The organism is Streptomyces sp. A01, assembly GCF_059026195.1.
Genome location: NZ_JBWLKN010000026.1, coordinates 71,978 through 98,099, shown reverse-complemented (window position 1 = coordinate 98,099; position 26,122 = coordinate 71,978). Strand labels below are relative to the sequence as shown.

Annotated in this window: 25 protein-coding genes and 1 riboswitch; of the genes, 11 read left to right on the top strand and 14 right to left on the bottom strand. The window is 70.7% G+C overall.

Annotated features, from left to right (window positions below; all coding sequences use genetic code 11):
- Positions 1 to 87: 87 nt before the first annotated feature.
- The 3 genes from AC5P1B_RS28480 (at position 88) to trxB (ending at position 3,270) form a co-directional block, all read left to right on the top strand.
- A complete protein-coding gene (locus AC5P1B_RS28480) occupies positions 88 to 531 on the top strand; it encodes a thioredoxin family protein (protein ID WP_493890756.1) in 444 nt (147 codons plus the stop codon).
- Between the two features lie 379 nt (positions 532 to 910).
- Positions 911 to 2,233, top strand: a complete 1,323-nt coding sequence (locus tag AC5P1B_RS28475) for a S8 family peptidase (RefSeq protein ID WP_493890754.1) — start codon at positions 911 to 913, stop codon at positions 2,231 to 2,233.
- 5 nt (positions 2,234 to 2,238) lie between these two features.
- The gene (gene trxB, locus AC5P1B_RS28470) at positions 2,239 to 3,270 is read left to right on the top strand and encodes a thioredoxin-disulfide reductase (protein WP_493890782.1); all 1,032 of its coding nucleotides are present in this window, start codon (positions 2,239 to 2,241) and stop codon (positions 3,268 to 3,270) included.
- Positions 3,271 to 3,677: 407 nt separating this feature from the next.
- Here the strand turns inward: trxB and AC5P1B_RS28465 are convergent, their stop codons facing one another.
- Together AC5P1B_RS28465 and AC5P1B_RS28460 are read right to left on the bottom strand one after the other, a co-directional pair.
- The gene (locus AC5P1B_RS28465; RefSeq protein WP_493890753.1) at positions 3,678 to 3,872 is read right to left on the bottom strand and encodes a hypothetical protein; all 195 of its coding nucleotides are present in this window, start codon (positions 3,870 to 3,872) and stop codon (positions 3,678 to 3,680) included.
- A complete protein-coding gene (locus tag AC5P1B_RS28460; RefSeq protein ID WP_493890751.1) occupies positions 3,869 to 4,885 on the bottom strand; it encodes an asparaginase in 1,017 nt (338 codons plus the stop codon). The genes AC5P1B_RS28465 and AC5P1B_RS28460 overlap by 4 nt, the downstream gene beginning before the upstream one ends.
- Positions 4,886 to 5,100: 215 nt before the next feature.
- Here AC5P1B_RS28460 and AC5P1B_RS28455 point away from each other — a divergent pair, with 215 nt between their 5' ends.
- The 3 genes from AC5P1B_RS28455 (at position 5,101) to AC5P1B_RS28445 (ending at position 8,399) form a co-directional block, all read left to right on the top strand.
- Positions 5,101 to 5,556 (top strand): Lrp/AsnC family transcriptional regulator, encoded by a 456-nt coding sequence (locus tag AC5P1B_RS28455; protein ID WP_493890750.1) that lies wholly within the window; start codon positions 5,101 to 5,103, stop codon positions 5,554 to 5,556.
- Positions 5,557 to 5,865: 309 nt separating this feature from the next.
- Positions 5,866 to 6,987 (top strand): hypothetical protein, encoded by a 1,122-nt coding sequence (locus AC5P1B_RS28450; protein WP_493890748.1) that lies wholly within the window; start codon positions 5,866 to 5,868, stop codon positions 6,985 to 6,987.
- Positions 6,987 to 8,399 carry a phosphocholine-specific phospholipase C gene (locus AC5P1B_RS28445; RefSeq protein ID WP_493890747.1) on the top strand — a complete coding sequence of 471 codons (1,413 nt, stop codon included), beginning with the start codon at positions 6,987 to 6,989 and terminating at the stop codon, positions 8,397 to 8,399. Before AC5P1B_RS28450 ends, AC5P1B_RS28445 begins: the two co-directional genes overlap by 1 nt.
- A gap of 120 nt (positions 8,400 to 8,519) precedes the next feature.
- On the opposite strand, the gene AC5P1B_RS28440 is transcribed toward AC5P1B_RS28445, so the two are convergent.
- The 11 genes from AC5P1B_RS28440 to gcvT all read right to left on the bottom strand — a co-directional run bounded on the left by AC5P1B_RS28440 (position 8,520) and on the right by gcvT (position 18,117).
- Positions 8,520 to 8,798 carry a hypothetical protein gene (locus AC5P1B_RS28440; protein ID WP_493890746.1) on the bottom strand — a complete coding sequence of 93 codons (279 nt, stop codon included), beginning with the start codon at positions 8,796 to 8,798 and terminating at the stop codon, positions 8,520 to 8,522.
- Between the two features lie 35 nt (positions 8,799 to 8,833).
- On the bottom strand, positions 8,834 to 9,106 hold the full coding sequence (locus AC5P1B_RS28435; RefSeq protein ID WP_493890745.1) for a hypothetical protein: 273 nt from the start codon (positions 9,104 to 9,106) through the stop codon (positions 8,834 to 8,836).
- Positions 9,103 to 9,414, bottom strand: coding sequence for a hypothetical protein (locus AC5P1B_RS28430; protein ID WP_493890744.1), 312 nt, complete (start codon positions 9,412 to 9,414; stop codon positions 9,103 to 9,105). The genes AC5P1B_RS28435 and AC5P1B_RS28430 overlap by 4 nt, the downstream gene beginning before the upstream one ends.
- Positions 9,415 to 9,662: 248 nt before the next feature.
- On the bottom strand, positions 9,663 to 10,157 hold the full coding sequence (locus tag AC5P1B_RS28425; protein ID WP_493890786.1) for a hypothetical protein: 495 nt from the start codon (positions 10,155 to 10,157) through the stop codon (positions 9,663 to 9,665).
- On the bottom strand, positions 10,085 to 10,501 hold the full coding sequence (locus AC5P1B_RS28420) for a helix-turn-helix domain-containing protein (RefSeq protein WP_493890743.1): 417 nt from the start codon (positions 10,499 to 10,501) through the stop codon (positions 10,085 to 10,087). Before AC5P1B_RS28420 ends, AC5P1B_RS28425 begins: the two co-directional genes overlap by 73 nt.
- Positions 10,502 to 10,743: 242 nt before the next feature.
- Positions 10,744 to 11,094, bottom strand: a complete 351-nt coding sequence (locus AC5P1B_RS28415) for a DUF8129 domain-containing protein (RefSeq protein ID WP_493890741.1) — start codon at positions 11,092 to 11,094, stop codon at positions 10,744 to 10,746.
- A 308-nt stretch (positions 11,095 to 11,402) separates the two neighbouring features.
- Positions 11,403 to 13,271, bottom strand: coding sequence for a sugar-binding protein (locus AC5P1B_RS28410; protein WP_493890739.1), 1,869 nt, complete (start codon positions 13,269 to 13,271; stop codon positions 11,403 to 11,405).
- 213 nt (positions 13,272 to 13,484) lie between these two features.
- Complete coding sequence (locus AC5P1B_RS28405; protein ID WP_493890738.1) at positions 13,485 to 14,867, bottom strand: L-serine ammonia-lyase; 1,383 nt, start codon at positions 14,865 to 14,867, stop codon at positions 13,485 to 13,487.
- Between the two features lie 306 nt (positions 14,868 to 15,173).
- Positions 15,174 to 16,433, bottom strand: coding sequence for a serine hydroxymethyltransferase (gene glyA / locus AC5P1B_RS28400; RefSeq protein WP_493890737.1), 1,260 nt, complete (start codon positions 16,431 to 16,433; stop codon positions 15,174 to 15,176).
- 48 nt (positions 16,434 to 16,481) lie between these two features.
- A complete protein-coding gene (gcvH, locus tag AC5P1B_RS28395) occupies positions 16,482 to 16,859 on the bottom strand; it encodes a glycine cleavage system protein GcvH (protein ID WP_493890735.1) in 378 nt (125 codons plus the stop codon).
- Positions 16,860 to 16,977: 118 nt separating this feature from the next.
- Positions 16,978 to 18,117 (bottom strand): glycine cleavage system aminomethyltransferase GcvT, encoded by a 1,140-nt coding sequence (gene gcvT, locus AC5P1B_RS28390; protein ID WP_493890733.1) that lies wholly within the window; start codon positions 18,115 to 18,117, stop codon positions 16,978 to 16,980.
- Positions 18,118 to 18,263: 146 nt separating this feature from the next.
- A riboswitch (glycine riboswitch) is annotated at positions 18,264 to 18,380 on the bottom strand.
- A 340-nt stretch (positions 18,381 to 18,720) separates the two neighbouring features.
- Between gcvT and AC5P1B_RS28385 the strand changes: the two genes are divergently transcribed.
- Positions 18,721 to 19,533, top strand: coding sequence for an AAA family ATPase (locus AC5P1B_RS28385; protein ID WP_493890732.1), 813 nt, complete (start codon positions 18,721 to 18,723; stop codon positions 19,531 to 19,533).
- Positions 19,534 to 19,729: 196 nt separating this feature from the next.
- On the opposite strand, the gene AC5P1B_RS28380 is transcribed toward AC5P1B_RS28385, so the two are convergent.
- The gene (locus AC5P1B_RS28380) at positions 19,730 to 20,419 is read right to left on the bottom strand and encodes a hypothetical protein (RefSeq protein WP_493890730.1); all 690 of its coding nucleotides are present in this window, start codon (positions 20,417 to 20,419) and stop codon (positions 19,730 to 19,732) included.
- A 229-nt stretch (positions 20,420 to 20,648) separates the two neighbouring features.
- On the opposite strand from AC5P1B_RS28380, the gene AC5P1B_RS28375 reads away from it, so the two are divergent.
- The 4 genes from AC5P1B_RS28375 (at position 20,649) to AC5P1B_RS28360 (ending at position 26,054) form a co-directional block, all read left to right on the top strand.
- On the top strand, positions 20,649 to 21,464 hold the full coding sequence (locus AC5P1B_RS28375) for an enhanced serine sensitivity protein SseB (RefSeq protein WP_493890729.1): 816 nt from the start codon (positions 20,649 to 20,651) through the stop codon (positions 21,462 to 21,464).
- Positions 21,465 to 21,590: 126 nt separating this feature from the next.
- Positions 21,591 to 22,403, top strand: a complete 813-nt coding sequence (locus tag AC5P1B_RS28370) for an enhanced serine sensitivity protein SseB C-terminal domain-containing protein (protein ID WP_493890781.1) — start codon at positions 21,591 to 21,593, stop codon at positions 22,401 to 22,403.
- Positions 22,404 to 23,209: 806 nt separating this feature from the next.
- Positions 23,210 to 24,217 carry an ABC transporter permease gene (locus tag AC5P1B_RS28365; RefSeq protein ID WP_493890727.1) on the top strand — a complete coding sequence of 336 codons (1,008 nt, stop codon included), beginning with the start codon at positions 23,210 to 23,212 and terminating at the stop codon, positions 24,215 to 24,217.
- Between the two features lie 70 nt (positions 24,218 to 24,287).
- Positions 24,288 to 26,054, top strand: coding sequence for an ABC transporter substrate-binding protein (locus AC5P1B_RS28360; protein ID WP_493890726.1), 1,767 nt, complete (start codon positions 24,288 to 24,290; stop codon positions 26,052 to 26,054).
- Positions 26,055 to 26,122: the final 68 nt, after the last annotated feature.

The following is a 26,122-nucleotide window of genomic DNA, read 5'->3' as shown; positions in this document are numbered from 1 at the left end:
CCAAGGACAGGAATACCGGACCGCCGGGCGCGGTCATCTCGCAGCGCATTCCCCGCCCCACAGCATTGAACGCGAAAGGACACCAGCATGTTTCTTCGCACCATGACCGTCACGGTGACCGCGGCAGCCGCGCTCATGGGAGGCGCCGTGCTTCCCGCGGCGGCGTCCCCGGCACCCCATTCCGCCAGTTCGTCCACCACCGCCGACCCTACGGTCATCGACGTGACGTCGGCCAACTACGCCCAGGTCATGGAGATGTCCAAGAAGAAGCCCGTCGTCTTGGACTTCACCGCCACCTGGTGTTACTGGTGCCAGCAGCAGAAGCCGTACTTGCAGAAGTACAACGCCGATGACCAGGGAACGTGGATATGGGCGAAGGTCGACGTCGACCGGAATCCCAGCCTGAAGACCAAGTACGGGGTGCGGGGCATTCCCACGCTGCTCAACATTCAAAACGGTCAGGAAGCGGGCAGCCGGCTCGTCGGATTTGACGGCCCCCAGTCCCTGCGCACCTGGCTCGACAACCTGTAGGACCTACCGCCGCCCCGCTCCCGGCGGGGCGGCCGGCACCGATCGGCGCCGGCCCACCGGGGTGGTCCCCTGACCAGCCGACCGCCCCGGTGGGCACCCGGTGCCCACGCCGTACCCCCGACCGGCGGCCCGCGCCACCCCCGGGCCGCCCCACCGCCTGGCCGGAGAGCCCTCCCCGGCCGCCCGGTCCGGCCACCTCGACGCGCCACGGCCCCGCCAGCGCACCCGGCACCACCCCACCGGACGCGTACGCCGACCCGCCCGCCACCCACCAGCCGCACGGCCGCGACGGCGGCCCCGCCCGTGACCGCCCCGCCACCTCCCCAGCGCCGCGCACCTGCCCCTCGCGCCGCGTAACCCCCTTCGTGAAAGGCACGCGATGCAGAAGAACGCCTTACTCTGGCCGGTCGCAGCGACCGTCCTGGCCCTGCCGCTGCTGGGCTTCTCACCCAGCGCGGACGCCACCACCACGGCGGACGCCTCCGTCTACGTGGTCGAGATCCACGGCACCGAGGCGACGCGCGAAGCCGTTCTCAAGGCGGCCCGGCAGCTGACCGCCGACGATGGCGGGAAGCTCCGCCGCGTCTACTACTCGGCGACGCAGGGCTTCTCGGTCACCCTGACGCGGGATCAGGTGACGAAGTACCTCAAGGACACCCGTGTCAGCTCGGTCACCCCCGACAAGGTGTACCGGGTGGCGGGCCGGACGGGTACCGCACGGAGCGCCAACGGCCCCACGGGCAGCGCCCCCAGCGCCCTCGGCGTCAAGGAGCCCACCCGGTCCTGGGGCCTGGACCGGATCGACCAGCGGGACCTGCCGCTCGACGGCGCCTACAGCTACCCCGGCACCGCCCCCGACGTGCGTGCGTACGTCGTGGACACCGGCGTCCGCGCCACCCACGAGGAGTTCGGCGGCCGGGCCCGCGCCGCGTACGACGCGATCAGTCAGACCACGGGCAGGGCAGTGGACTGCAACGGGCACGGCACCGCCATGGCGTCGGCCATCGCCGGAAAACGGTCCGGCGTCGCCAAGCAGGCGCGCGTCGAATCAGTGCGCGCCTTCGGGTGCGACGGCACGGGGACCATGGAGCACATCATGTCCGCCGTCGACTGGATCACCGCCCACGCCAGGAAACCCGCCGTCGTCAACCTCGGCTTCTCCGGCCCGCCCGGCTCGGTCCTCGACCTCCAGCTGTACGAGATGACGGACAAGGGCATCGCCTATACCGCCGCCGCGGGCAACGGCGACAGCGCGGGGAAGGGCGTCGAGTCCTGCGAGACGACACCCGCCAGGCAGACCACCGCCATCACCGTCTCGGCGACCGGCAAGGACGACACACGGGCCCCGTGGTCCAACTTCGGTTACTGCCAGCACCTGTTCGCCCCCGGTGTCGACGTCCCCACGGCGAGCCGGGCGGGCGACCGGCACTACACCGAGACCAGCGGGACGTCCGTGGCCGCCGCGGAGGTGGCCGGAGCCGCAGCCCTCTACCTGTCCAGGAACCCGGCCGCCGGCCCCGTACAGCTGGACAAGGCACTCGCCGAAGCGGCGACCAAGGACCACGTGAAGGACCCCGGCGAGAACTCCAAGGACCTGCTCCTCTACGTCGGCGGGACCACCGGGTCCGCCACCCCCGGCTCCACCGCCCAGGGCCTCTCCGCCGCGCCGGACGAGCGGACCGCCAGCGGGGAGGACCGGTGACCGGCCTGCCCGGGCCGGACACCGGCATCCGCGACACCATCGTCATCGGCTCGGGCCCCGCCGGGTACACCGCCGCCCTCTACACCGCGCGCGCCAGCCTGCGGCCCCTGGTCTTCTGCGGCACGCTGTACGTCGGCGGCGCCCTCATGACGACCACCGAGGTCGAGAACTTCCCCGGCTTCCCCGAGGGTGTGCAAGGCCCCGAGCTGATGGACGACATGCGGGCGCAGGCGCGGCGCTTCGGCGCGGAACTGGTCGACAGCGACGTCGTAGCCGTCGAACTCACCGGTGACATCAAGCGCGTCATCGACTCCCACGGCACCACCCACCGCGCCCGGACGGTGATCATCGCGACCGGCTCCCGCTACCGCAAGCTGGGCCTGCCCAACGAGGGAGAACTGTCAGGGCGGGGCGTGTCCTGGTGCGCGACCTGCGACGGGTTCTTCTTCAAGCACCAGGACCTCGCCGTGGTCGGCGGCGGCGACACCGCGCTGGAGGAGGCCACCTTCCTCACCCGCTACGCCAGGTCGGTCACGGTCATCCACCGCCGCCACACCCTGCGCGCCTCCAAGGTCATGCAGGACAGGGCGTTCGCCGACCCGGCGATACGTTTCGCGTACGGCAGCGAGGTGGTGGCCATCCACGGTCAGCGGCAGCTGTCGGGCGTGACCGTGCGCGACCGCGCCACCGGCGCCACCCGCCCCCTCGACGTCACCGGTCTGTTCATCGCCATCGGCCACGACCCGCGTACCGAACTGTTCGCGGGACAGCTCGACCTGGACGACAACGGATACCTCGTCGTCGAAGCCCCGACGACCCGCACCAGCCTGCCCGGCGTCTTCGCCGCCGGTGACGTGGTCGACCACACGTACCGGCAGGCCATCACCGCGGCGGGGACCGGCTGTGCGGCGGCCCTCGACGCGGAACGCCACCTCGCCGCCCTCGGCGACGCCACCCGGCCGGGCGACGCAGCCGCAGTTCGGCCCGATGGCCGGCGGCGGGGCAGTCCGCGGGAGGAGGCGCCAGCGGCGACGTAGCGACCACCGGTGGACCGCTGATGGCCCACTTGTGGCAGCTGGTCCCCGTGTCCGGCGGCCCCGCGGCCCGCGCCTGCCCGGGGACGGCGGAGAAGGAGAGGGGCACGGGGAAGCCGGCCCTCTGGCAGATGCCAGGGGGCCGGCGCGCGGGCGCGCGGCGCCTCGACGTGCGGCGCCCGCCGGTCGGCTGCCCCGGCTGCTCGCAGCGGTGGCCGAGACGGGCCACCCCAGGCACCAGCCCGCTGTCCACAGCCCGCCCCTCGGCGTCCGGGCTCCGGGCTCCGGGCTCCGGGCTCCGTGAGGTTGTCAGTGGTGCGCCGTAGGCTCGGACACGCTTGAAGAACAGGGGGAATCGTCATGCGGGGACCGCGGGGTGGCGCCGCCGCTGGGCGCCGCCGCCTCGTGCGCTAGGGAGCGGCTGGGTCCGAGGGGGTCGAGCGGCCGCCAGGGCGGGCGAAAGTCTCCGGGCGCGGGATCTCCTGGAGCTCCTGCTTGCTCGGCAGGCCCTTGGGCAGCGTGTGGACCCCGTAGGAGGCGGCGGCGGGGACCTCGCGGTCACCGAGCAGATCGCGTTCGGTGCGGAACCCGGCGTTCGCGCTCACGGCCGGGCCGCGGCCGTGGCGCGGGCGGTCAGGCCCTGGGGCGCGAGCAGCTGCCGCAGCACCTCGGTCCGCGCGGCCGTGCCGGTGGAGTGCAGCAGCGCGCTGAGGACGGCGATCCTGGCCTGCGCGGCGCGCAGCGTGCCTGTCGGCACCGCCCCGGCGGCCACCAGGTCCACGGCCCCGCCACCCGTGTACAGCTCGGTCACCGGTCCCGCCGCGACGCGCGTGGTCAGGGCGACGAGGACGCCGGAGGACACCGCCTCGGCCACGGCCTCAGCCACTTCGGGGGTGGCGTTCCCCGCGCCCGTGGCGACCAGCACGATGCCCTGCGCACCCGCGCCTACCGCCGCGCGCAGCAGATAGGGGTCGGCGTCGCAGTGGTGCATGATCATGTCGACCCGGGGCGGCCGCGCTCCAGCGGGCGGCAGCTCCAGCGGGGCCGGGCGGTCGGGCTCGTGCCGCACCAGCACCTGGCCGAGGCCCACGTCCCCGACCCGGACCCCGGTCGGGTCACCGAACGCGTCGTTGGCCAGCGTCTGCTGCTTCACGGTGCCCCGCGCGGCGTGCACCATGCCGTCGAAGACGACCAGCACGCCCAGGTCCCGTACGGTCGCCGCGGTCAGCAGGGCGTCGCGCAGATTGCCGGGCCCGTCGCTCTGCTCGTCCTCCAGCGGCCGCTGCGCCCCGGTGAAGACCACCGGCCTGCGGTCCCTGTGGTGGAGGTCGAGCAGGAACGCCGTCTCCTCCAGGGTGTCCGTCCCATGGGTGACCACCACGCCGTCCACATCCGGGTCGACGAGTATCCGGTCGACGGTGCGCAGCAGGGTCAGCTGCTGCGCCGTGGTCAGCCTGGCGCTGTTGACCGTGAACAGATCGACGACCTCCGTCGTCACCCCGTCCGGCACCGAGACTGAGGCGACCAGCTCCTGCCCACGGGTCTCCGCGGCGTACCCCGATCCCTGCCAGCGGCTGGCGATCGTCCCGCCCGTGCTCACCACCACCACGCGTCCCATATGAACGGCTCCTGTTCCCGGCTCTGGGCCGCTCGTGGCGGCGGTCTCTCGCGAAAGGGACGCGCGCCAGGACTCCGCTCATGACGGAGTGGGCGCGCGCCCCGGGGCAGCCCGTGGATGGCGGGCATGTCTGTACGCAACGATAAGACGAAACGGGCGCAATGGGATCGCGAATATGCGGCCGTTACGCGCGACATGGGGTGGATAATCGCGTCATGGACGCGATCGATCGCCATATCTTGCGCGAGCTACAGAAGGACGGCCGACTGACCAACCAGGAGCTGGCCCAGCGGGTCGGCCTCTCGCCCTCCCCGTGCATGCGGCGGGTCCGCCAGCTGGAGCAGGACGGCGTGATCGAGGGCTACCGGGCCATCGTCAATCCGGAGGCCGTCGGCCGGGGCTTCGAGGTCCTGGTCTCCATCGAGGTCGAGCGCGACCGGGAGGCCGTCGAGGCGTTCGAGGCCGCCTTGCAGGACATCCCCGACGTCATCGAGGCGTACCGGCTGTTCGGCAGCCCCGGCTGTCTGCTGCGGATCGCCGTCGCGGACATCACCGCGTACGAGCGGCTGTGGATCGAACGGCTCACGACGCTGTCCGGCGTCTCCGAGGTCAACTCGCAGATCGTGATGAAGCGGGTGAAGGCGCCACAGGGCCTGCCGGTCGACCCCTGACGGACGAGGACTGGGCGGGCCCTGACGTACGAGGGCAGGCCGACCCCCGGCGTACGAGGGCGCGGAGGAGGCCAGGGGTGGGGCGGGGACACGCCGAATCACGCCGTATGTCTTCTCATCACGCCCGCTATCCCCGAAGATCGCCGGAGCCTGCTCGCGTATGCCGCGATGCGGGCTTCTGCGTGTTCCCGGCGTCCCGGTGGCCCGGGCGTCCAGGGAAAGACCGAAAGGGGAATTGAGAATGAAATCCGCTGAACCAGGACACAAGTCGTTCATTCACCGTTCGTTCCACCCCGGCAAGGTGCCCGCATGAGCAGCACGGACAGCACTTTGCGGGCCAGCGCCACCGCGCTCGACCACGGCGAGTGGATATCTTTCGACTACACGACACCGAAACCCGCCGACCGGAACTGGATAGCCGTCTTCGCGACGGGAACAGAGCCGGTCGACGGCCGCAAGAACGGCCCGTATCTGTGGTGGGAGTACGCGCCGGAACGGTCGGGAAAGGTGGGCGTGAGTACGGGCGCGCTGAAACCCGGTGCGTACACCGCCTGTTATCTCCATAACGACGGGTACACCGCCCTGACCGACCCGGTCAGGCTCACCGTGCGGCCCGTGGCGCAACTGCCGTCCCCGGCGGTCCGCGGCACCATCGGCAGGCACGGCCACGGGCCGGGCGAGTTCGTCAGCCCCGCCGGAATCGCCGTGGACGCGGCAGGGCAGATCTGGGTCTGCGACACGGGAAACCACCGCGTCCAGGTACTCAGCCCGAAGGGGACGTTCCGCCGCGTCATCGGGCGTGGCGAACTCCGCGCCCCGCAAGCGGTGGCTGTCGGCGCGTCCGGTTCCGTATTCGTCGCCGACGCCGGCAACAACCGGGTCGTCGAATTCGCCCAAGAGGGCGGCAAACGAAGGACGTTCACCGGTACGGAAAACCCGCGCGGGGTCGCCATCGCCGAAGACGGCCAGCTGCTGGTGACCGATACCGGGGGAGAGCGTATGGTCCGTTTCGACACCCGGACGGGGCAGTCGGTCGGCACGGTCACCGCGCGCATGAGCGGCCCGCAGGGAATCTGCGTCGCACGCGACGGCTCAACCTGGGTCGTACAGAACGGAATCAGGGACAGCGGGCGCAATGGCATCGTGCGGTACGCGGCCGACGGAAGGGCGGAATTCTCTGTCGGCTACGGCCAGAACAGCAAGTTCGGCGGCCTGTCCAACCCGGCCCACACCGCCGTCGACACCACGGACCTCTACGTCACGGTGCCGGACTACGGATGGGTGGCCCGCTTCCGGCGCTCCGGCCCCTTCCTCGGCGAGTTCGGCGCGGAGACCCTGCGTTTCCCGCAGGGCATCGCACTCGACGGCCATGGCGGCCTGATCGTCGCCGACAGCGGAAACCACCGCCTTGTGCGCTTCGGAGGTAAGTGATGACCGGATTCACCCGACGTCGGCTGCTCGGCGCCGCCGGAGCGTCAGCGCTCGGCGCGACCGCCTTGCCCCCGAACCTGCGCCAGGCCATGGCGGACACCCCGCACCGCGCCAAGGGCAAGCTGGCGGACATCGAACACGTGGTGATCCTCATGCAGGAGAACCGCAGCTTCGACCACTACTTCGGCACCCTGCCCGGCGTACGGGGCTTCGGCGACCCCGACGTCGCCAAGCTGCCCGACGGGCGCCCCGCCTTCTACCAGCCGGACTCCGCCCACAAGGACGGCTACCTGCTGCCCTTCCGGCTGGACACGTCGACGACGAACGCCCAGGCGATGTCCGCGCTGCCGCACGACTGGGACGACCAGCACGCGGCGTGGAACAAGGGCGCGATGGACAACTGGGTCGCCGCCAAGGGCCGCCGCACCATGGGCTATTTCACCCGCGACGACATCCCCTTCCACTACGCCCTCGCCGAGTCCTTCACCGTCTGCGACAACTACTTCTGCTCGGTGATCGGCCCCACCAACCCCAACCGGCTGTACATGTGGAGCGGCTGGATCGACCCCGAAGGCCGCCACGGCGCCCCGGCCACCCACAACTCCATGTCCTCGGCCAACCCGCGCCTGAAGTGGAAGACCTACCCCGAGCGGCTCACGGACGCCGGTATCAGCTGGCGTATCTACCAGGAGGAGGACAACTACGACGACAACTCCCTCGCCTGGTTCCGGCGGTTCGCCGAGGCGCCGAAGGCGTCACCGCTCCACCGCAACGCCATGGTCCGCAAGTCGGCGGGCTGGTTCGAATACGACGCCATGCACGACAAGCTGCCCGCCGTCTCCTGGCTCGTCGCCCCCTCCGCGCAGACCGAGCACCCCGACTGGATGCCCGCCGCCGGAGCCCAGTACATCGCCTCCAAGCTGGAGGCCATCGCCTCGAACCCGGACGTCTGGCGCAAGACGGCGTTCATCCTCACCTACGACGAGAACGACGGCTTCTTCGACCACGTGTTCCCGCCGGTCGCCCCCGCCAAGACACCCGGGGAGTACGTCGACGGCGTCCCCATCGGCCTCGGCTTCCGCGTCCCCACGGTGGTCATCTCCCCGTGGACGGTCGGCGGCTACGTCTGCTCGGAAACGCTCGACCATTCGTCCCTGCTCCGCTTCCTCGAAGCGAGGTTCGGCGTCGGCGAGCCACACATCAGCGACTGGCGCCGCCGCACCGTCGGCGACCTGACCTCCGCCTTCCGCTTCACCCACCGCCCTCGCCCCTACCCCACCCGCGACCAGCGCCTCAGCTACACCGCCGCCACCCGCCAGCACATAGCCGCCCAGAAACAAGCCCGCGACAACAAGGACGTCCAGCCCCCGACCGGCAGCCAGACGATGCCGACGCAGGAACGTCGGCACTGACCGACGTCCGTCGCGGCCCGGCGGGTGTTGTGGGCGAGCGACGGTTGTGGCCGGTGGCCGCCGTCTTGGTGAAGGGCGGCGGTCACCGGGGGCGCCCCCGCTGGTGCGGCGGACTCCCACTCACGGCCCGATGACTCCTGGGCGCGGGCTGCGGAGGAGCGCAAGGCGCCGGTCCAGCTCAGCGTCGAGACCCTGCTGCTCGGTCGCGGTCGGGGTGTACCTGGTCCACTCCCGCAGAGCGGTCATCTCCTTCTCTGCGCGCTCCGCACGCTCTTGGGGAATCGGCGTGGTCTCGGCGAGACGGGCGAGGTAGGCGCGCAGTGACACGCCCTCAGCGGCGGCGATCGCGGCGAGCCGGTCCTTGGTCTCCTTGGGGATACGGATACTGGCGTCGGACATCGTCGTGCTCCTTCATCAGCCAGCTCACGATCCGCTCAGCCGTGTCCGGCAGTCGGGTTGGCCACCCGCACGATCAGCACCGTCCGCAGCCGCCAGTGCTCCATGTACCAGACGATCCACGCACCCTCAGCCAGCGTCTGCACGCCCGAAACCCCGGAGCTCTCGGCGCGCGGGTCACCCAGGTACTTGACGTCCGCGGCGTCGGCGAGACGCTGCGCCATCGTCTCGACCTCACGCACCAGGACCGGGGATAATCCACCGGTGATGTCCTCGCGGCTCGTCATGTACTCCCACGACCACTCGCTCACCCGGCGACCTCCGCCGCAGCAGCGTCCAGCAGGGCTGTGATGCCCGCGCCCGCTTCCCTCGCCGCCTCGACGGTGTCTGCGTCGGCGACCGCCGCTTCGAGCTCGCGGAGCCGTGCCGATCGGGCCGGGTACCGGTGCAGGGCGACGAACACGGCCCAGCGGTGAAGGAACGTGTGCATGGGCACGGTGCTGTCCGACTGGAGTGCCTGCTCCCACGCGGTGTGGAACTCCCGCTCGAACTCTACCGCCGCCGCCAGGTCCAGACGCTGCACCGCTGTCCGCAACGGCGCCTCTGACACCGGTGGCATCGCGAACAGGGGTGCGTCAGCGGGAGACTCTATGGGTTGTGCACTCACAGTTCCTCCAAGTGACAAAACATGCGCAATGGGGCGGGCGGGCAGGCCCGGCACCAGTCTGCCTCACTCACGCTACAGAGATGCGGAGAACCCCGACGACAGCCCGTTCGTGGCGCAGTCGGCGGGCCGATGTCCAGTCCCGGGATGGAGCGGCGGAGCGGCGGTCCTGTTGGCTTCGGTCGGCATGGCAGCCTCCGGTGTCATCGGTGATCGCTTGATGACTGACCGTTCAGCGCGACCGTCGTCGGTCCGAAGGTCCCGAGGAAATCTCGCGGCGTGTGTTCGCGGCCGAGTGCGACGGCAGCCGATCTCGCCAGGCGAATGGCCTGCTCGGCCTCGTCGGGCCGACCGTCGGGGACGGCGGCCGCGGACACCCGTAGGAGTAGCCACCCCCAGGTACTCAGTTCCTCCGCGGTCGCGCGCGACATGCGGGGCTCGACCTCGTCCGCCCAGCGCATGGCCAGTGTGCGGGCCCGGGCCAACTGCCCCTGCCTCAGCAGGAGCCAGCACAGTGTGGTGACCGTGCCGGCGCCCATCAGTGGGTTCGGAGCGTTACGGAGCGAGCGGTTCAGCGCGTCGCCGGCAGCCTGGAACTGGCGCGTCGATGTCAGCAGCCAGCCAGTCAGGTGGAGCACTCTGGCATGGACGGCGCGGCCGTCCGGCCCGGCTTCGGATACCGCCTCGGCGTCGCGCAACAGCGGGGGGAGGACCAGGGACAGCTCGGCGAACCGGTCGTCCGCGAAGAGCGGGAGCGCGGCACTGAGGGTCTCGTGAACGCCGGTGACAGTCGGCCCCCCGGGCGGCTCGCCGGTGGAGCCAGGGCAGTGAGGGCCTCCCGTACCGCCGCCCAACGGTCATCGCCCGTGACCGCCTCATCCTCATCGGCGTCGCGCCGGAGGCGACCGCTCGTGGGGATTCCGAGAGCGACGGCCAGCCGACGCGCGGTCTCCAGACGGGTGTCCCGCACTTCTCCCTGTTCCAGCTTGCGGATGAGGGAGAGGGACACGGCTGAGCGGGAGGCCAACTCGCGTTGCGTCATGCCCCGTCGTTTCCGGACAGTGCGTAACCGGGCCCCGATGTCCTGTGGCGTGCTCGGTGACATGAGATCGCACTCCGTTCTGACTGCTCCCCAGAACGGTACTCCGGGCGGGGCTGGAAGCTCAGTGAGTCAGGATCGACCCTCGCCCGCTACGCGCCGTCTCTTTGGGCGAGCGAGCATGTCTCGGGCCTGACGTCCGCCCCGGCCCCGAGCGCATCGACAAGGATGCGAGGAATCGGGCCTTACACCCGGTCCCCCTTCGGCTTTCCCGGCTGGTCGGGGGTGCCGTGGGGCGGGGGGCTGACCGGTGGGGCGGCGGTTTCGGGGGAGACGGGGGAGCCGCTGCGGGAGGTTGTCGGATGGTCGACGCCCGCGTTCGGGTCGCCCTGCGAGGGCGTGCTGCCGTGCTTGAGCTGGTCGAGCCGGGTGGAGAGCAGTTGCACCGCCCCGGTGCGGTTGGCGTGCTTGCGTTCGTAGTTCAGCAGCTTGTCGGTCTCCGATGAGCTCAGTGAGCGGATGCGGTGCTGCAGGGAGCCGAGGGCCAGCTGGTCGTAGTCGGCGAGCGGCAGTTCGTCGTGTCGCTGGGTGCTCATCTTTCCTCCTACGCGGAACGGCGGCGGCCACGCCCGGCTGGGCCCGCCGGAACGGGCCGCCGTGCGAGCGGGCGGCGCGTGCTGCCGCGACCCGCTCGCGCCTCGCGGCTGGGTTCTCGCGGGCGCGCTCTCGCAGGCGCCCGTACTCGGGGACCGGGTTCACCGGCCTCCGGTGTTCAAACCCCTCCCGTCTCAGGAGTCCCGCATCGATGCCCGGTCCCGGCACGGACGTTCAGGATCACCATGCCCGGGCCGTCCTCGTACTCGGCGGAAGCCGACTCCGAACCGCCCGGGCTCGCCGCCCGTCCTCAGTGCGGGTGCCGGGGGCCTGCGGCCAGAGGGACGCCGGTGCGCAGGCTCTGGAGGACGGAGGGCCGTGAGTCCCGGCTCTTGGCCGCCTCCAGCGGGATGACCGGATCGCCGCCCGGCCGGTCGGCGGGCGGTGGGTAGTCGGCCAGCTTCGCGGTGCCCCAGACGTACGGATCGGCCTGGGCGCTGCCGTACGGGGACCACGCGAGCCGCGTCTGGCCGGTCTTGTCGGCCGTGTCGGAGTCGTAGACCAGCACGTTCGCCGTCAGTGAGGTGGGGTCGACCGAGGCGGGCAGGTCGCCGAGGGGAATCCGCAGCTCGACGGTGTACCCGGCGGACGGGCCCTCGCGGACCGTGGAGGCCCACCGCATGCCCGGTGCCGTGGAGGCGGCGGGGCCCTGGTGGTGGTCGGCGTCCCGGGCCGCGCACGCTCCGCCGTCAGAGGTGAAGGGGAGGACAGCGGCCTTGAACGTGGTTGAGGTGTCATCGGCCGTGCCGCGCGGGTCGAGGGCGATCTCGACGGAGTCGGTACGCCAGTGCCGCTTGCAGTCCGCGCTGTCGAGAGCGGCGCCCTTGGTGTCGTCGGCGACGTCGACCAGGGCGTACAGGTCGTCACCGTGCCTGGTCAGGCGGGCCGTCGCGGAGCAGTCGGCGGGCGACGCGCAGCGCTCGCCCTCCCAGTGCGCCAGCCGCAGCTCCTCGCCCGGGTATTCGCCGGGGCTCGCGGTGCCGTCCACGGCGGGCCGCCGTGGCGCGGCCGGGACCGTGGTGGCGGGGGCGGCGGGGTAACGGGGCTGCGCGTCGTTGGCCAGCCACGGCAGGCCGAGCCGTTGGGTCCAGTCCCTGAACTCCGCGAACAGCGGGCGCAGGCCGTCCTGCGCGCGGGCGGGCGCGCGTACCGGCTCGCCGTTCTCGGCCAGCACGGAGAACCAGTCGCAGCCCAGCTTCTCCCGGGGCGTGGTGATCTTCGCGGGGAGGGAGCCGAAGCCCTGGGTGACGTACTCGCGGGCGGCCGTCCGCTCCTGCTGCGCCCAGGTCGTGCCGTGTTTCCTGGACCACGCGCCCTCCCAGACCCCCAGGAGCGGGAGGCCGGTGGCCGGGTCGCGTGGCGTGGCGGTGGCGCAGCCGGAGCCGACCGGGCCCTTGTAGCGCCAGTTCTGCGCCAGCAGCCGCGAGGGCCGCCACGCCCGGTACTTCTCCCGGCTGATCTGGTGGGGGAAGGCGGTGGGGTCCCCGGCCAGCCGGAACGCCTCGGTGGCCAGGCGCCCGGCGGACTGGTGGCCGCCGTGCTGGTTGAAGGGGCGCGGGTCCATGGTCACGACGGTCTTCGGGGTGGTGGCGCGGATCAGCCGGACGAGCCGTTCCAGGGTGTCGGTCCCGCCCGCCCGGCCTTCCCAGACGCGGGAGGTCAGCGGCGCGGAGAGGGTGTACCAGAAGTCGGGCTTGTCGAGGTAGAAGACGTTGCGGACACCCGCGTGCCGTACGGCCTTCCGTTCCTCCCGCTCCCTGATCATGCCGAGTTCCGCGCCCTCCTCGGGGCCCTCCGCGTTGCCGCCGCCCTCGCCGCGCGTGATGGTGACGACCCCGGTGCTCTGGCCGTCCCGCTCGCCCCACTGCCCGAAGGCGGCCAGCGACTGGAACTCGTCGTCCGGGTGAGCGCCGATGAACAGCACATCGGTGTGGGCCCGCCCCGAGGGCGGGGTGGCGGCGTCGCCCGGTGTGGCGCCGACGGCGGGCGCGGAGCCGAGGGCGCCGACCGCCGCCAGGCTCAGCGCGGCGAAGGAGGCGGCGAGTGCCGTACGTGCGGAGGGGGCGCGCCGTGAGGTGGCCGCCCGGCGCGCGGGGCGGCGGCCATGGAGGGCTGACACTCGCCTGCCCCGTCCGGGGGCGGCTGCGTCGTCTGGAACGGGGGCGACTGGCACGGGCGGCTCCCTCTCACGGCTGGGCAGGTCGGTCCATGTCTGCCCATGAGCGGTGCCTGTTCGAACATCGTCGGTGCCCCGGCTGACCCAGCCACCCGGGCTGCCCCGGCTGACCCAGCCACCCCGGCTGCCCCGGCTACCCGGGCGGCCCCGTCTGCCTCAGCACTCGATGACGTTGACCGCGAGCCCGCCGCGCGCCGTCTCCTTGTACTTGACCTTCATGTCCGCGCCCGTCTCCTTCATCGTCTTGATGACCTTGTCGAGCGAGACATGGTGGCGGCCGTCGCCGCGCAGGGACATGCGGGCGGCGGTGACGGCCTTGACCGAGGCCATGCCGTTGCGCTCGATGCAGGGGATCTGCACGAGGCCGCCGACCGGGTCGCAGGTGAGGCCGAGGTTGTGTTCCATGCCGATCTCGGCCGCGTTCTCGACCTGCTCGGTGGAGCCGCCGAGCACCTCGGCGAGGCCGCCGGCCGCCATGGAGCAGGCGGAGCCGACCTCGCCCTGGCAACCGACCTCGGCACCCGAGATGGAGGCGTTCTCCTTGAAGAGCATGCCGATGGCGCCCGCGGCGAGGAGGAAGCGGACGACGCCGTCCTCGTCGGCGCCGGGCACGAAGTTCATGTAGTAGTGCAGGACGGCGGGGATGATCCCGGCCGCGCCGTTGGTGGGGGCGGTGACGACCCGGCCACCCGCCGCGTTCTCCTCGTTGACCGCCATCGCGTAGAGAGTGATCCACTCCATGGCGTGCGCGGTGGGGTCGCCCTCGGAGCGCAGGGCGCGGGCCGCGGTCGCCGCGCGGCGGCGGACCTTGAGGCCGCCGGGGAGGATGCCCTCGCGGGCCATGCCCCGCGCGACGCACGCCTGCATGACGCGCCAGATCTCCAGCAGCCCCTCGCGGATCTCCTCCTCCGTGCGCCACGCCTTCTCGTTCTCCAGCATCAGGCCCGAGATGGAAAGGCCCGTCTCGCGGGAGAGGCGCAGCAGCTCGTCGCCGGTGCGGAAGGGGTGGGCGAGCACCGTGTCGTCGAGCTTGATGCGGTCTTCGCCGACCGCGTCCTCGTCGACGACGAATCCGCCGCCCACCGAGTAGTACGTCTTCTCCAGCAGCGGCAGACCGGTCTCGTCGTAGGCGAAGAGCGTCATGCCGTTCGCGTGGTACGGGAGGGAGCGGCGGCGGTGCAGGATCAGCTCGGTCGGCTCGTGGAAGTCGATCTCATGCGCCGTGCCGATCTCCGCGCCGAGCAGCCGCAGGCGCTTGGTCTTGCGGATGCGGTCGACCTCGGCGTCGGCGCCCTCCACATCGACCGTCTTCGGCGCGTGGCCCTCAAGCCCCAGCAGCACCGCCTTCGGGGTGCCGTGGCCGTGGCCGGTGGCGCCGAGCGAGCCGAAGAGTTCGACGCGGACGGAGGTGGTGTGGGCCAGCAGGCCCTCGTTCTTCAGGCGGCGTACGAACATGCGGGCGGCGCGCATTGGGCCGACCGTATGAGAACTGGACGGGCCTATGCCGATGGAGAAGAGATCGAAGACGGAGATGGCCACGGTGGCTGACCCCTTTGTCTGCTCGTGGTGGGTGGTTCAGGGGCGGAGAGAGCACGGGGTGATGTGCGGTCGTGCGGTGATGGTGTGCGCGGTTCCGGGCGGGCTCACTGGGCGGAGAGAGCCTGTAGCGACGACGCGGGCAGCGACGGCGCCCGCAGGGGCGAGGCCCATAGGGGGCGAAAGGAACCTTATGCGGTTGAACGGTGGAATGGTTGAACGGTTTATTGAACGGCTGGGCGGACGAGACGGGGCACCGGCTCACTACCAGTGTGCGCGGTGCCCCGTGACACGCGTCCCGCCGGAGGGTTACAGCGAGGGGTACAGCGGGTGCTTCCCGGCCAGCGCGGTGACGCGGCCACGCAGTGCCTCAGCGTCGTACGACGGCTTCAGCGCCTGCGCGATGATGTCGGCGACCTCCCGGAAGTCCTCCTCCTGGAAGCCTCGGGTGGCCAGCGCCGGGGTGCCGATCCGCAGACCCGAGGTGACCATCGGGGGGCGCGGGTCGTTCGGGATGGCGTTGCGGTTGACCGTGATGCCGACCTCGTGCAGCCGGTCCTCGGCCTGCTGGCCGTCCAGCTCGGAGTTGCGCAGGTCGACCAGGACCAGGTGCACGTCCGTGCCGCCGGAGAGGACGGAGACGCCGACCTCGGTGACGTCGGGCCGCGTCAGCCGCTCGGCGAGGATGCGGGCGCCGTCCAGGGTGCGCTGCTGGCGCTCCTTGAACTCCTCGGAGGCGGCCATCTTGAAAGCCACCGCCTTCGCCGCGATGACGTGCTCCAGCGGCCCGCCCTGCTGGCCGGGGAAGACCGCGGAGTTGATCTTCTTGGCCAGTTCCGCGGTGGTCAGGATCACACCGCCGCGCGGGCCGCCCAGGGTCTTGTGCGTAGTGGTGGTCGTCACATGCGCGTGCGGCACCGGTGACGGGTGCAGCCCGGTGGCGACCAGACCGGCGAAGTGCGCCATGTCGACCATCAGGTACGCGCCGACCTCGTCGGCGACCCGGCGGAAGGCGGCGAAGTCGAGCTGGCGCGGGTAGGCGGACCAGCCCGCGATGATCAGCTTCGGGCGGTGCTCCTTGGCCAGGCGCTCGACCTCGTCGAGGTCGACCTCGCTGGTCTTCTCGTCGACGTGGTAGGCGACCACGTTGTAGAGCTTGCCGGAGAAGTTGAGCCGCATGCCGTGCGTCAGGTGCCCGCCGTGCGCGAGGTTCAGGCCGAGGATGGTGTCGCCCGGGGTGAGCAGGGCGGCCATCGCGGCGGCGTTCGCCTGCGCGCCGGAGTGCGGCTGCACGTTGGCCGCCTCGGCGCCGAAGAGCTTCTTCACACGGTCGATGGCGATGCGCTCGATGACGTCGACGTGCTCGCAACCACCGTAGTAGCGGCGGCCGGGGTAGCCCTCGGCGTACTTGTTGGTGAGAACCGAGCCCTGGGCCTCCAGGACGGCGACCGGAGCGAAGTTCTCCGACGCGATCATTTCCAGAGTGGACTGCTGGCGGTGGAGCTCGGCATCGACGGCGGCGGCGACGTCGGGGTCGAACTCATGGAGGGAACTGTTGAAAGGCGACATCAGAATCCCGATCAGATCTCAGTCGTGAAGGTCACGTGGGCGGTTGGGTCAGTTGCCGGTGAAGGCGACGTACTCATCGGCTGAGAGCAGGTCGTCCGGCTCGTCCGTCACCTTCACCTTGAACAGCCAGCCACCCTCGAAGGGGGCTGAATTCACCAGCGACGGGTCGTCCACGACGTCCTGGTTGACCTCGGTGATCTCGCCGGAGACCGGCGCGTACAGGTCGCTGACCGACTTGGTCGACTCCAGCTCACCGCAGGGTTCACCCGCGGTGACCTGGGCGCCGACCTCGGGGAGCTGAACGAAGACGACATCGCCGAGCGCGTTGGCCGCGTGCTCGGTGATGCCGACCGTCGACGCGCCGTTCTCGGCGGCCGACAGCCACTCGTGCTCCTTGCTGTAGCGCAGCTGCTGGGGGTTGCTCATGGCGTGATTCTCCTGGATGCGGTGGCGTGCTCGTGCAAAGGGGGCTGAAAGGGCGCGATGGACCCGCGGTGCGGCCAGTCTGTCCGGTGGGACGGCGGCCGCGGTACGTGGCGTACGGCTAGCGCTGACGCTTGTAGAACGGCAGTGCGACTACTTCGTACATCTCGTGCGTGCCGCGGATGTCCACCGCCACGCCCGCAGTGCCGGGAGCGGCGTACGAGGCGTCCACATACGCGATGGCGATCGGCTTGCCGAGGGTGGGGGAGGGGGCACCGGAGGTGACCTCGCCGATGACCGACCCGTCGGCGGTGGAGACGACCGGGAACCCGGCGCGCGGCACCCGGCGGCCCTCGGCGACCAGGCCGACCAGCTTGCGCGGCGGGGCCTGCTCGGCCCGCCCGGCCGCGGCCTCCAGCGGCTCGCGGCCGACGAAGGCACCCTCGTTCGTCGTCTTCTCGAACTTCACGACCCGGCCGAGACCGGCGTCGAACGGCGTCGTGGAGGTGGTCAGCTCGTGCCCGTACAGCGGCATGCCCGCCTCAAGGCGCAGGGTGTCACGGCACGAGAGCCCGCAGGGGATGAGCCCGGCGGCCTTCCCGGCCTCCGTCAGGGCCTGCCACAGCGGCTCGGCGTCGCCCGGGGCGACGAACAGCTCGAAGCCGTCCTCACCGGTGTACCCCGTACGGGCGATCAGTGCGGCCACCCCGGCGACCGTGCCGGGCAGGCCCGCGTAGTACTTCAGGCCGTCCAGGTCGGCGTCGGTCAGCGACTTCAGGATGCCGGGGGACTCGGGGCCCTGGATGGCCAGCAGCGCGTAATTCTCGCGGTCGTCCCGTACGGCGGTGTCGAAGTCCGCGGCACGCTCGGTCAGCGCGTCCAGCACCACCTGGGCGTTGGAGGCGTTGGCGACGACCATGAACTCCTCGTCACCGAGCCGGTAGACGATCAGGTCGTCGAGGATGCCGCCCTGGGCGTCGCAGATCATGGTGTAGCGGGCGCGGCCGACGGCGAGCGCCGAGAGGTTGCCGACGAGCGCGTAGTCCAGCGCCTGGCCCGCCTGCGGGCCGGTCAGGGTGATCTCGCCCATGTGGGAGAGGTCGAAGAGCCCGGCGCGGGTACGCACCGCGTTGTGCTCGTCGCGCTCGCTCGCGTAACGCAGCGGCATGTCCCAGCCCGCGAAGTCGGTCATGGTGGCGCCGAGCGCGCGATGGGTCGCGTCCAGAGCGGTCCGGCGCGAGGGATCGGGCAGCGTGCTCATCGGTGGTGACTCCCAAGGTGGGCAGGGCAGACGAGGACATCCTCCCCATCTGTCATCGGAACCTGAGAGGTTCGCCATGACCCCTGACCGGGGTTCGGCTTGCACCTTGGGTGGAGCCGCGCGAACGGCTCGCTTTTCAGATCTGCCTCGTCCACGCGGTATCGGGGCCTGAGAGATTCAAGGGAGGACTTGCTCCTTCGGCGCCCCGGGCGAGTGATCGTCACCGATCATCGCTGGTCCGGGAACTCTCCCGCATGGGTTCAAGCGGCCTGTATGGAGTTTGCGCGCACATCATTACACGGACCCGCTCGGGGCGGGCCCCCGTCCGCCATCCTGTCCCGCATCCGGTGACGGCGTCTCCATCCGCCTTGTGGGGCATTACCTTTTCTTTACACTCAACGGATACGGACCGTAGTGACTGACTGGCCGTGGTGACCGACTGGCCGTAGTGACGCGGCGAACGACTGGTCGTGAGGACCGGTGACTGACGCGGTGACGCGCGCCTGGTCACTGGTGACTGGATGACTTGTGACTGGTGGCGTAGTGACCGGCTGACCGTAGTGACCGCGTTCGGGGAGGACGATCACGTTGCAGGGGCAGGGCATGCATGCGAGGCCGCCGGTTCCCGCTCGGCTTCCGTGGCCGCGACAGCGTCACGGGGAGCCGGTCAGGCCGGGCCGGGGCGCCGCCGTCCGCGACCTGCGAGCCGGCGGGAGAACCGGCGAGCCGGACGGCGAGGGCGCTGACGAACTCGCTGACGAACTGGCTGACGAGCTCGCCGGTGAGCCCGCGGACGAGCGGTCTGAGTGCCGCCGGACGGACGGCGGCCCCGGTCCCGCTCGCGGCGGCGGCCAGGACCACGTACGGGAACTGCGGTACGTGGCGGGAGACCTCCTGGTCGTGTCCGGCCTCCCGGGCAGCGGCAAGAGCACGCTGATCCGGCGCGTGGTGGCGGCCCTCGACGCGGGCGGCGGTGAGGTGCGCCGCGTCGACTCCCAGGACGCGCGGGACCGCTGGGACCGGTGGCTGCCCGGCTGGCTGCCGTACGCGCTGTACCGGCCGCTGGTCCGGCTCACGCACTATGCCGCGCTGTACCGGGCGCTGCGCTCCGGGGACAGCGTCGTCGTCCACGACTGCGGCACGCTCGTCTGGGTCCGCCGCTGGCTCGCCCGCACCGCGCGGCGGCGCGGCGGCGCGCTGCATCTGGTGCTGCTCGACGTCCCGCCCGAAGTCGCCCTGGCGGGCCAGGCGGCGCGCGGACGCGGAGTCTCCGGCTACGCCTTCGGCAGGCACCGCAGCGCCGTCGACCGGCTCCGCGCGGGCACCTTAGCCGGACGCCTGCCGGACGGCTGCGCGTCGGCGGTCCTCCTCGACCGCGCGGCGGCGCGGGAGCTGCACGGCATCGGCTTCGAGTAGGCGCTCCGGCCCCCGCCGCGTACGGCGCTGTCTCGCGGCGCGGATTCCCGGCGCGGTCTCACGGCGCGGAGGAGCCCCGGTCGCCGGGGTTCCGGGGGACCGGGGCTCCTCCGCGCCGCGGGGGGACGGGCCGGGCGGGGCGAGCGGCCGTCGTGCGGGGCTCGCGGCGTGCGGTCCGCGTGGCGCCTGGTGCGCGTCAGCGCGGGTGGACCTCCGCGGGCAGCGTCATCGGGGCGCCCGGCAGCGTCGGCAGCTTCGGCAGGCCCTTCAGGTCGGGGGCGGGCAGCTCGCCGCTGAGGATGATGGCGGTCATGACGTTCACGGTGCCCCGCAGCGTGGCCTGCGCGGCGGCCACCCGGTCCGCGGGCTTGGCCTTGGCCGAGGTCTTGACCAGGGAGTCCACCTTCGCCTTCAGGTCGGCGACGGCCTGCGCCCGCATGGTGCCGGCCGGCGGCGCGGCGCGGTGGGAGATGCCCGCTCCCTGACGGCCCATCTGAGCCTGCTTGGCCGGCTTGACCTGCTTCGCGGGCTTGGCGGGCTTGGCCTGCTTGGCGGGCTTCTGCGCCGCGCTCTGGCGCAGCGCCTGCAGGGCCTTGTCGACCGCCTTGCTGTGCTTGGCCAGCTCGCTGTCGGTGAGCTTGTTGTCCTTGGCCTTGAGGACGTCTTCGGCCAGCTCGGTGATGGGGTCGATGAGCTTGCCCGTGTGGTCGAGCAGCTTCGTCTGGGCGGTCACGGTCGCCGGGTCGGGTGCGGGCTTGGGTGCGCTGACGGAGCGAGCGGGGGCCTCGTCCATGGCCAGGGCCACGGTGGTGCCCGCGGAGCCGAGAGCCAGTGCGGTGACCGCGGCGGACGAGATGAGGACGCCGGTCTTCCGGGAGATGCGCATGAGAAGGATGTCCCTTCATGTTGCTGACAGGTACTCGACCACCGTGTGAAGGGCTGGCACTGTGTGCAACTCGTCGGCTACCGAGGGTGGCGTAACGGCTGGCGTGCGGATGCCTGCCGGACCGCTCCCACCTGGGGATTCATCGGAGAATGCGGCGGCCGCCAGGAGGGCTTGACGGTGCAGCCGTTAGGGTGCGTGTGCAGGTCGGACGAGATGGCGGTTGGACGACATGAACATCCCTGAGAGTTACGAAACCTCCCCGGCTGTCGGCGGATTCCCGTGCAATGAACTCGAAGAGGTACTGGCCGCTTCGCTGTCGATGAGCGCGACGGGGCCGGAGCAGGCGAGTGCGGGCGCCCGTATCGTCGAGGTGCTGGGCCGCAGCCATATCTGGGTGCCGCTGCCCAAGGGCGGCGGGCCCGCGAGCCGCGACCTCGATGTGGCCACCCTTGAGCTGAACGGTGCCGCCTTCGTGCCCGTCTTCAGCTCCGAGCAGCAGTTCCTCCAGGTCGTCGGCGCTCATATGCCGTTCACCGTCGCCCCGGCCGTGGAGTTCGCGCGCGGGCTGCCGCCCCAGGTCGGCATCGCGGTGAACCCCGGCGGGGTGATCGGTGTGCCGCTGCCGCCGCCCGCCGTCGCCCAGCTGTGCCGGGCCGGGCGCTCCGCGCTCGACCCGCACGCCGGGGGCTACGGGGAGGGCGCCGCCTCGGGCGGCCGGGTGCTGCTCTATGAGCCTGACTGGCAGGAGGAGCCCGTCGACTTCCTGGCCGCCGCCGGTCTGGAGTTCACCGCCACCCCCGGCGTGCGGACCGCGCGCCGCGCGCTGGCCAGCGTCGAGGGTGACCCTCCGGCGCTGTTCGTCGGCGTCGAACTCGACCGTCCCGATCCGCGGTCACGCGCCGTCGTGCTGGACGCGCTCGGCCGCGCGCTGGGCACGGTCCCCGTGCCGTGGCCGGTGCAACTGGTGCTGCTGGACATCGCCCAAGACCCGGTGGCCGACTGGATGCTGGGCCGCGTGCGGCCGTTCTTCGACCGTGACCTGTGACGTCTTCCCTGAGCTGCCTGTACGGGCTCGTAAGCTGGTTGGATGACTGGACGGGGTGCGTGCGAGCGCCCCCGCATTGGCTGACAGAAGGGGCGTAACCAGGTGAGCGCGGGCGCGGACAGGGGGGTGCGCAGCGACTCGTATCTCGGCGGTGGCGGGCGACGGGAGGCCGGCGCGCCCGCTGCCGGGCAGGTCGAGGACGCGCTGCGGCAGGTCACCCCGGGCAGGTATGACGCCTACGAGGCGCTGCTGCGCGCCCTCGAAGGCGGGCAGGTCTGGATGCTGCTGTGGCATGGCCAGGCCGGGTCGCCGGACGCGCAGTACGGGAACATGGACGTCGACGGCTTCGGTTACGCGCCCTGTGTGACGTCGGCGCGGGAGCTCGCCGCCAGTGGCTGGAACCGCATGCACGAGGTGGTCTCCGGGAGGCAGGTCTCGGCCGCGCTCTTCCCCGACCACTGGGGGCTGTGGCTCAACCCGCACGCGCCGGGCGGCGGCGTCGGCATTCCCTGGCTCGATCTGCGGCGCGTCGCCGGCGGTCTCGACCGGCTGCCCGCCGGGCCGCTGCGGCTGTCCGAGCCGACCATCGAAATCCACCAGTTCTACGGCCTGTTGGGGCAGAGCGCGCACCGCACCCCGGCCGTGCGGTCGTTGCGCCGGGCGTGGGTCCAGCCCGCTCTCGGCAGCCCGTATCTGGCGATCGGGCTCGATCTGTACGACACGAGCCAAGTGGCCGTGGAATCCGTACGGATGATGATGCGTCAGTCGGTCGGCGCGGTGCCCGACGGGCTGCCGGTCTCGACAGTGGCGATGTCGGACGAGTACGACCCGGTGGCGATGTGGATGCGGGCCAACAGCCGCCCGTTCTTCGACCGCGATCTCTACGGTGGCGCGCCCGCGCCGACCGCCGGTTACGGCTATCCGCCGCAGCCGTACTAGCGCCTCCCCCGCCTCCGGCTGCCCACCTCGCCCGCCTCCGTCGTTCGCGGAGGCGTTTGTGTTTCCTCCGGGGCAATCTGCCCCACTGGCCTGGCCTGATACTCCCCGGCCCCGTGCTGTCACCCGCGGGGCTGAATCCCGCCGTCTTTTCCTGAGACCTCGCTGATTTCCCCATACGCCTCCGGGCGGACGCCGCACAGGGCATGCTGGCCGCCTGGAGAGCCGTTCGCCGCACCGGTCGCGGGGCCACCGTGCCGGAGGGTGCGTTTCCGGTTCCGTCCGGGCGGCGGCGGAGTGTACGGCTCCGCATGGAAGGTGTCACTCCGGCCTGGCGCGAAGATCCACGTCTCCTCCGGCTTACGGGGCGCGCAGACCGGCGGCCGAGGCGTCGCGCGCGCCCCGGCGGTTGCCAGAAGTCCCTGATGGCGGGCTTTGACCCCCTCCCATCCGTCCCGCTCACCTGTCCCCAATGTTCGGATACCGGAACACCCCTGGCCACATCACAGTTGCGCATCCATTGCGGGTCAGGGCTGGCGGGTGATCGCGGCAGCGTTGAAGACTCCCGCACCAAGGGTTCTGCGACTCTTCGTACAGCCCGCAAGTGACTCACTTCGCGTGAACTTGCCGCTTCACCCGCACTCTTGCACCAGCTCTTGCGTCAAAGCTTTGTACTAGGTCGGCACTCTTGGCCTAGCTCCGCACTCTTTGCACCAGCTCGACACTTCTTGCACCAGGCGATGTGAACGAAGCCGCTACAGCGGCGGGCGTGGGCCGGTCACCACCGGCCGAGAGGGGTCCCCACCACGATGACGGCACCACTTCACGACACAAGCGCGGCCGAGACCGCGGCTGTCGATGTCGCGGCTGATGCCACGGCCAAGGAGATTTCGGGGCGCTCGCCCGCGCAAATCGCCTGGGTGCGGCTCAAGCGGGACAAGCTCGCGCTGACCGGCGGGTGCGTAGTGCTGTTCCTGGTACTCGTCGCGGTCTTCGCTCCGCTGATCGTGGACTGGTTCGGGCATCCGCCGAACGAGTTCCACGACGGTCCCGAGACCGTTGACGCGCTCCTCGGCGGCCAGCCCGTCGGCGACTGGGGCGGGATGAGCAAGGACTTCCTGTTCGGCGTCGAACCCGTCAACGGCCGCGACGTGTTCAGCCGGGTCGTCTACGGCACCCGCATCTCGTTGATCGTCGCCTTCCTCTCCGCGGTCTTCGCCGTGCTGCTCGGCACCATCTTCGGCATCATCGCCGGCTACTTCGGCGGCATTGTCGACACGATCATCAGCCGCACCATGGACCTGCTGCTCGCCTTCCCGCAGCTGCTGTTCATCCTCGCGCTGGTCTCGGTGGTGCCCAACGAGCTGTGGGGCCTGAGCGGTACGGGCGTCCGGATGGGCGTACTGATCGTGGTGATCGGCTTCTTCGGCTGGCCGTACGTGGGACGCATCGTCCGAGGCCAGACGCTGAGCTTGCGTGAGCGTGAGTACGTGGAGGCGGCCCAGAGCCTCGGCGCCGGCCGTCGCTACATCCTCTTCAAGGAGCTGCTGCCCAACCTGGTCGCGCCGATCACCGTCTACATGACGCTGATGATCCCGACCAACATCCTCACCGAGGCCGCCCTGAGCTTCCTGGGCGCGGGCGTCAAGCCGCCCACCGCCTCCTGGGGTCAGATGCTGTCGACGGCGGTGCGCACCTACGAGATCGCGCCCACCTTCATGATCTTCCCCGGCCTGGCCATCTTTGTGACCGTCCTGGCCTTCAACCTCTTCGGCGACGGCGTGCGTGACGCGCTCGACCCGAAGGGGAGCCGCTGACCCCTTCGCTCACCCAGCAGTTCCATAACGCTACGCAAAGTAACGTCACCACCACGGAGGTTGCGAGATCGTGACAACCCATCGCACATCGAAGCGCAGACTGGCCGCAGGCGCAGCAGTCGTCGTCGCGGCTCTGCTGACCACCGCGGGCTGCGGTGGCGGCGACGACGACAACAACGGCGAGGGCAAGGGCGCGGGCTTCAACGCCGCGAACGGCAAGGTCGCCAGCGCGTCCGAGAAAAAGGGCGGCACCCTCAAGTTCATCGGTACGCAGGACGCCGACTCGTGGGACACCACGCGTGGTTACTACGGCTTCGTGTGGGACTACGCCCGGTTCTACTCGCGTCAACTGATCTCCTACAAGCCCGCCCCCGGCCCGGCCAGCAAGGAGCTGGTGCCGGACCTCGCCACCGCCAACGCCAAGATCTCCGAAGGCGGCAAGCGGTACGAGTACAAGCTGCGTGACGGCATCACCTGGCAGGACGGCAAGCCGATCACGTCGAAGGACATCAAGTACGGCATCGAGCGGGTCTGGGCGCAGGACGTGCTGTCCGGCGGCCCGATCTACCTCAAGGAGGTGCTCGACCCCAAGGGCGAGTACGAGGGCCCGTACAAGGACAAGTCCAAGGACAAGCTCGGCCTGAAGGCGATCGAGACGCCGGACGACAAGACGATCGTCTTCAAGCTGCCGAAGCCCAACGGCGACTTCGAGCAGATGCTGGCGATGCCCGCCGCGTCCCCGGTCCGCATCGACAAGGACACCAAGTCCAAGTACGGGCAGATGCCCTTCTCCTCGGGCCCGTACAAGTGGGTGTCGTACGAACCCAACAAGTCGATGAAGATGGTCCGCAACACCCACTGGAAGAAGTCCTCGGACCCGATCCGCAAGGCGCTCCCGGACCAGATCACGCTGACCCTCATCACCAACTCCGATGAGATGGACAAGCGCCTGATCAAGGGCGACTACGACGTCGACCTCAACGCCACCGGCGTCGGCCAGGCCGGCCGCGTGGAGGCGCTGCGCAAGCACAAGGGCAACATCGACAACCCGGCCACCGGGTTCATCCGGTACGCGGCCTTCCCGCAGACGGTGAAGCCGTTCGACAACATCGAGTGCCGCAAGGCCGTCATCTACGGCGCCGACAAGAAGTCGCTCCAGACGGCGCGCGGCGGCCCGCAGGCCGGTGGCGACATCGCCACCAACATGCTCCCGCCGGTCGTCAAGGGCTCCGACCCCAAGTACGACCCGTACAACGCGCTCAAGGGCACCCCGGAGACCGCCAAGGCCAAGGAAGCGCTGAAGAAGTGCGGCAAGCCGGACGGCTTCAGCACCACCATCGCGGTGCGTAACAACAAGCCCGCCGAGGTCGCCACCGCCGAGTCGCTCCAGGCGTCGCTGAAGAAGATCGGCATCAAGGCCGAGATCGACCAGTACGACGGCTCGCAGACCACCGGCATCATCGGCAACCCCGAGGTCGTCAAGAAGAAGAACTACGGGATCATCATCATGGGCTGGGGTCCCGACTTCCCGACCGGCCAGGGCTTCTCGATGCCGCTCGTCCACAGCAAGTACATCCTGGACAACGGCAACAACAACTACAGCATGCTGAAGGACCCGAAGATCGACGCGAAGTTCGCGGAGGCCGAGGGTGAGCTGGACGAGGACAAGGCCGCGAAGATCTACGGCGAGATGAACAAGCTCGTCTCCGAGCACGCCGTGTACCTGCCGTTCGTCTTCGAGAAGAACATCATCTGGCGCAGCAGCAGGCTCACCAACGTCTACACGGCCGACGCTTACAACGGCCGCTACGACTACTCCGCACTGGGCGTCAAGTGACCGCCATCCTTATCCGCACAAGCGTCAGGCCACACGCACCCCGGCGCACCCGCCGCTAGGCACGAAGG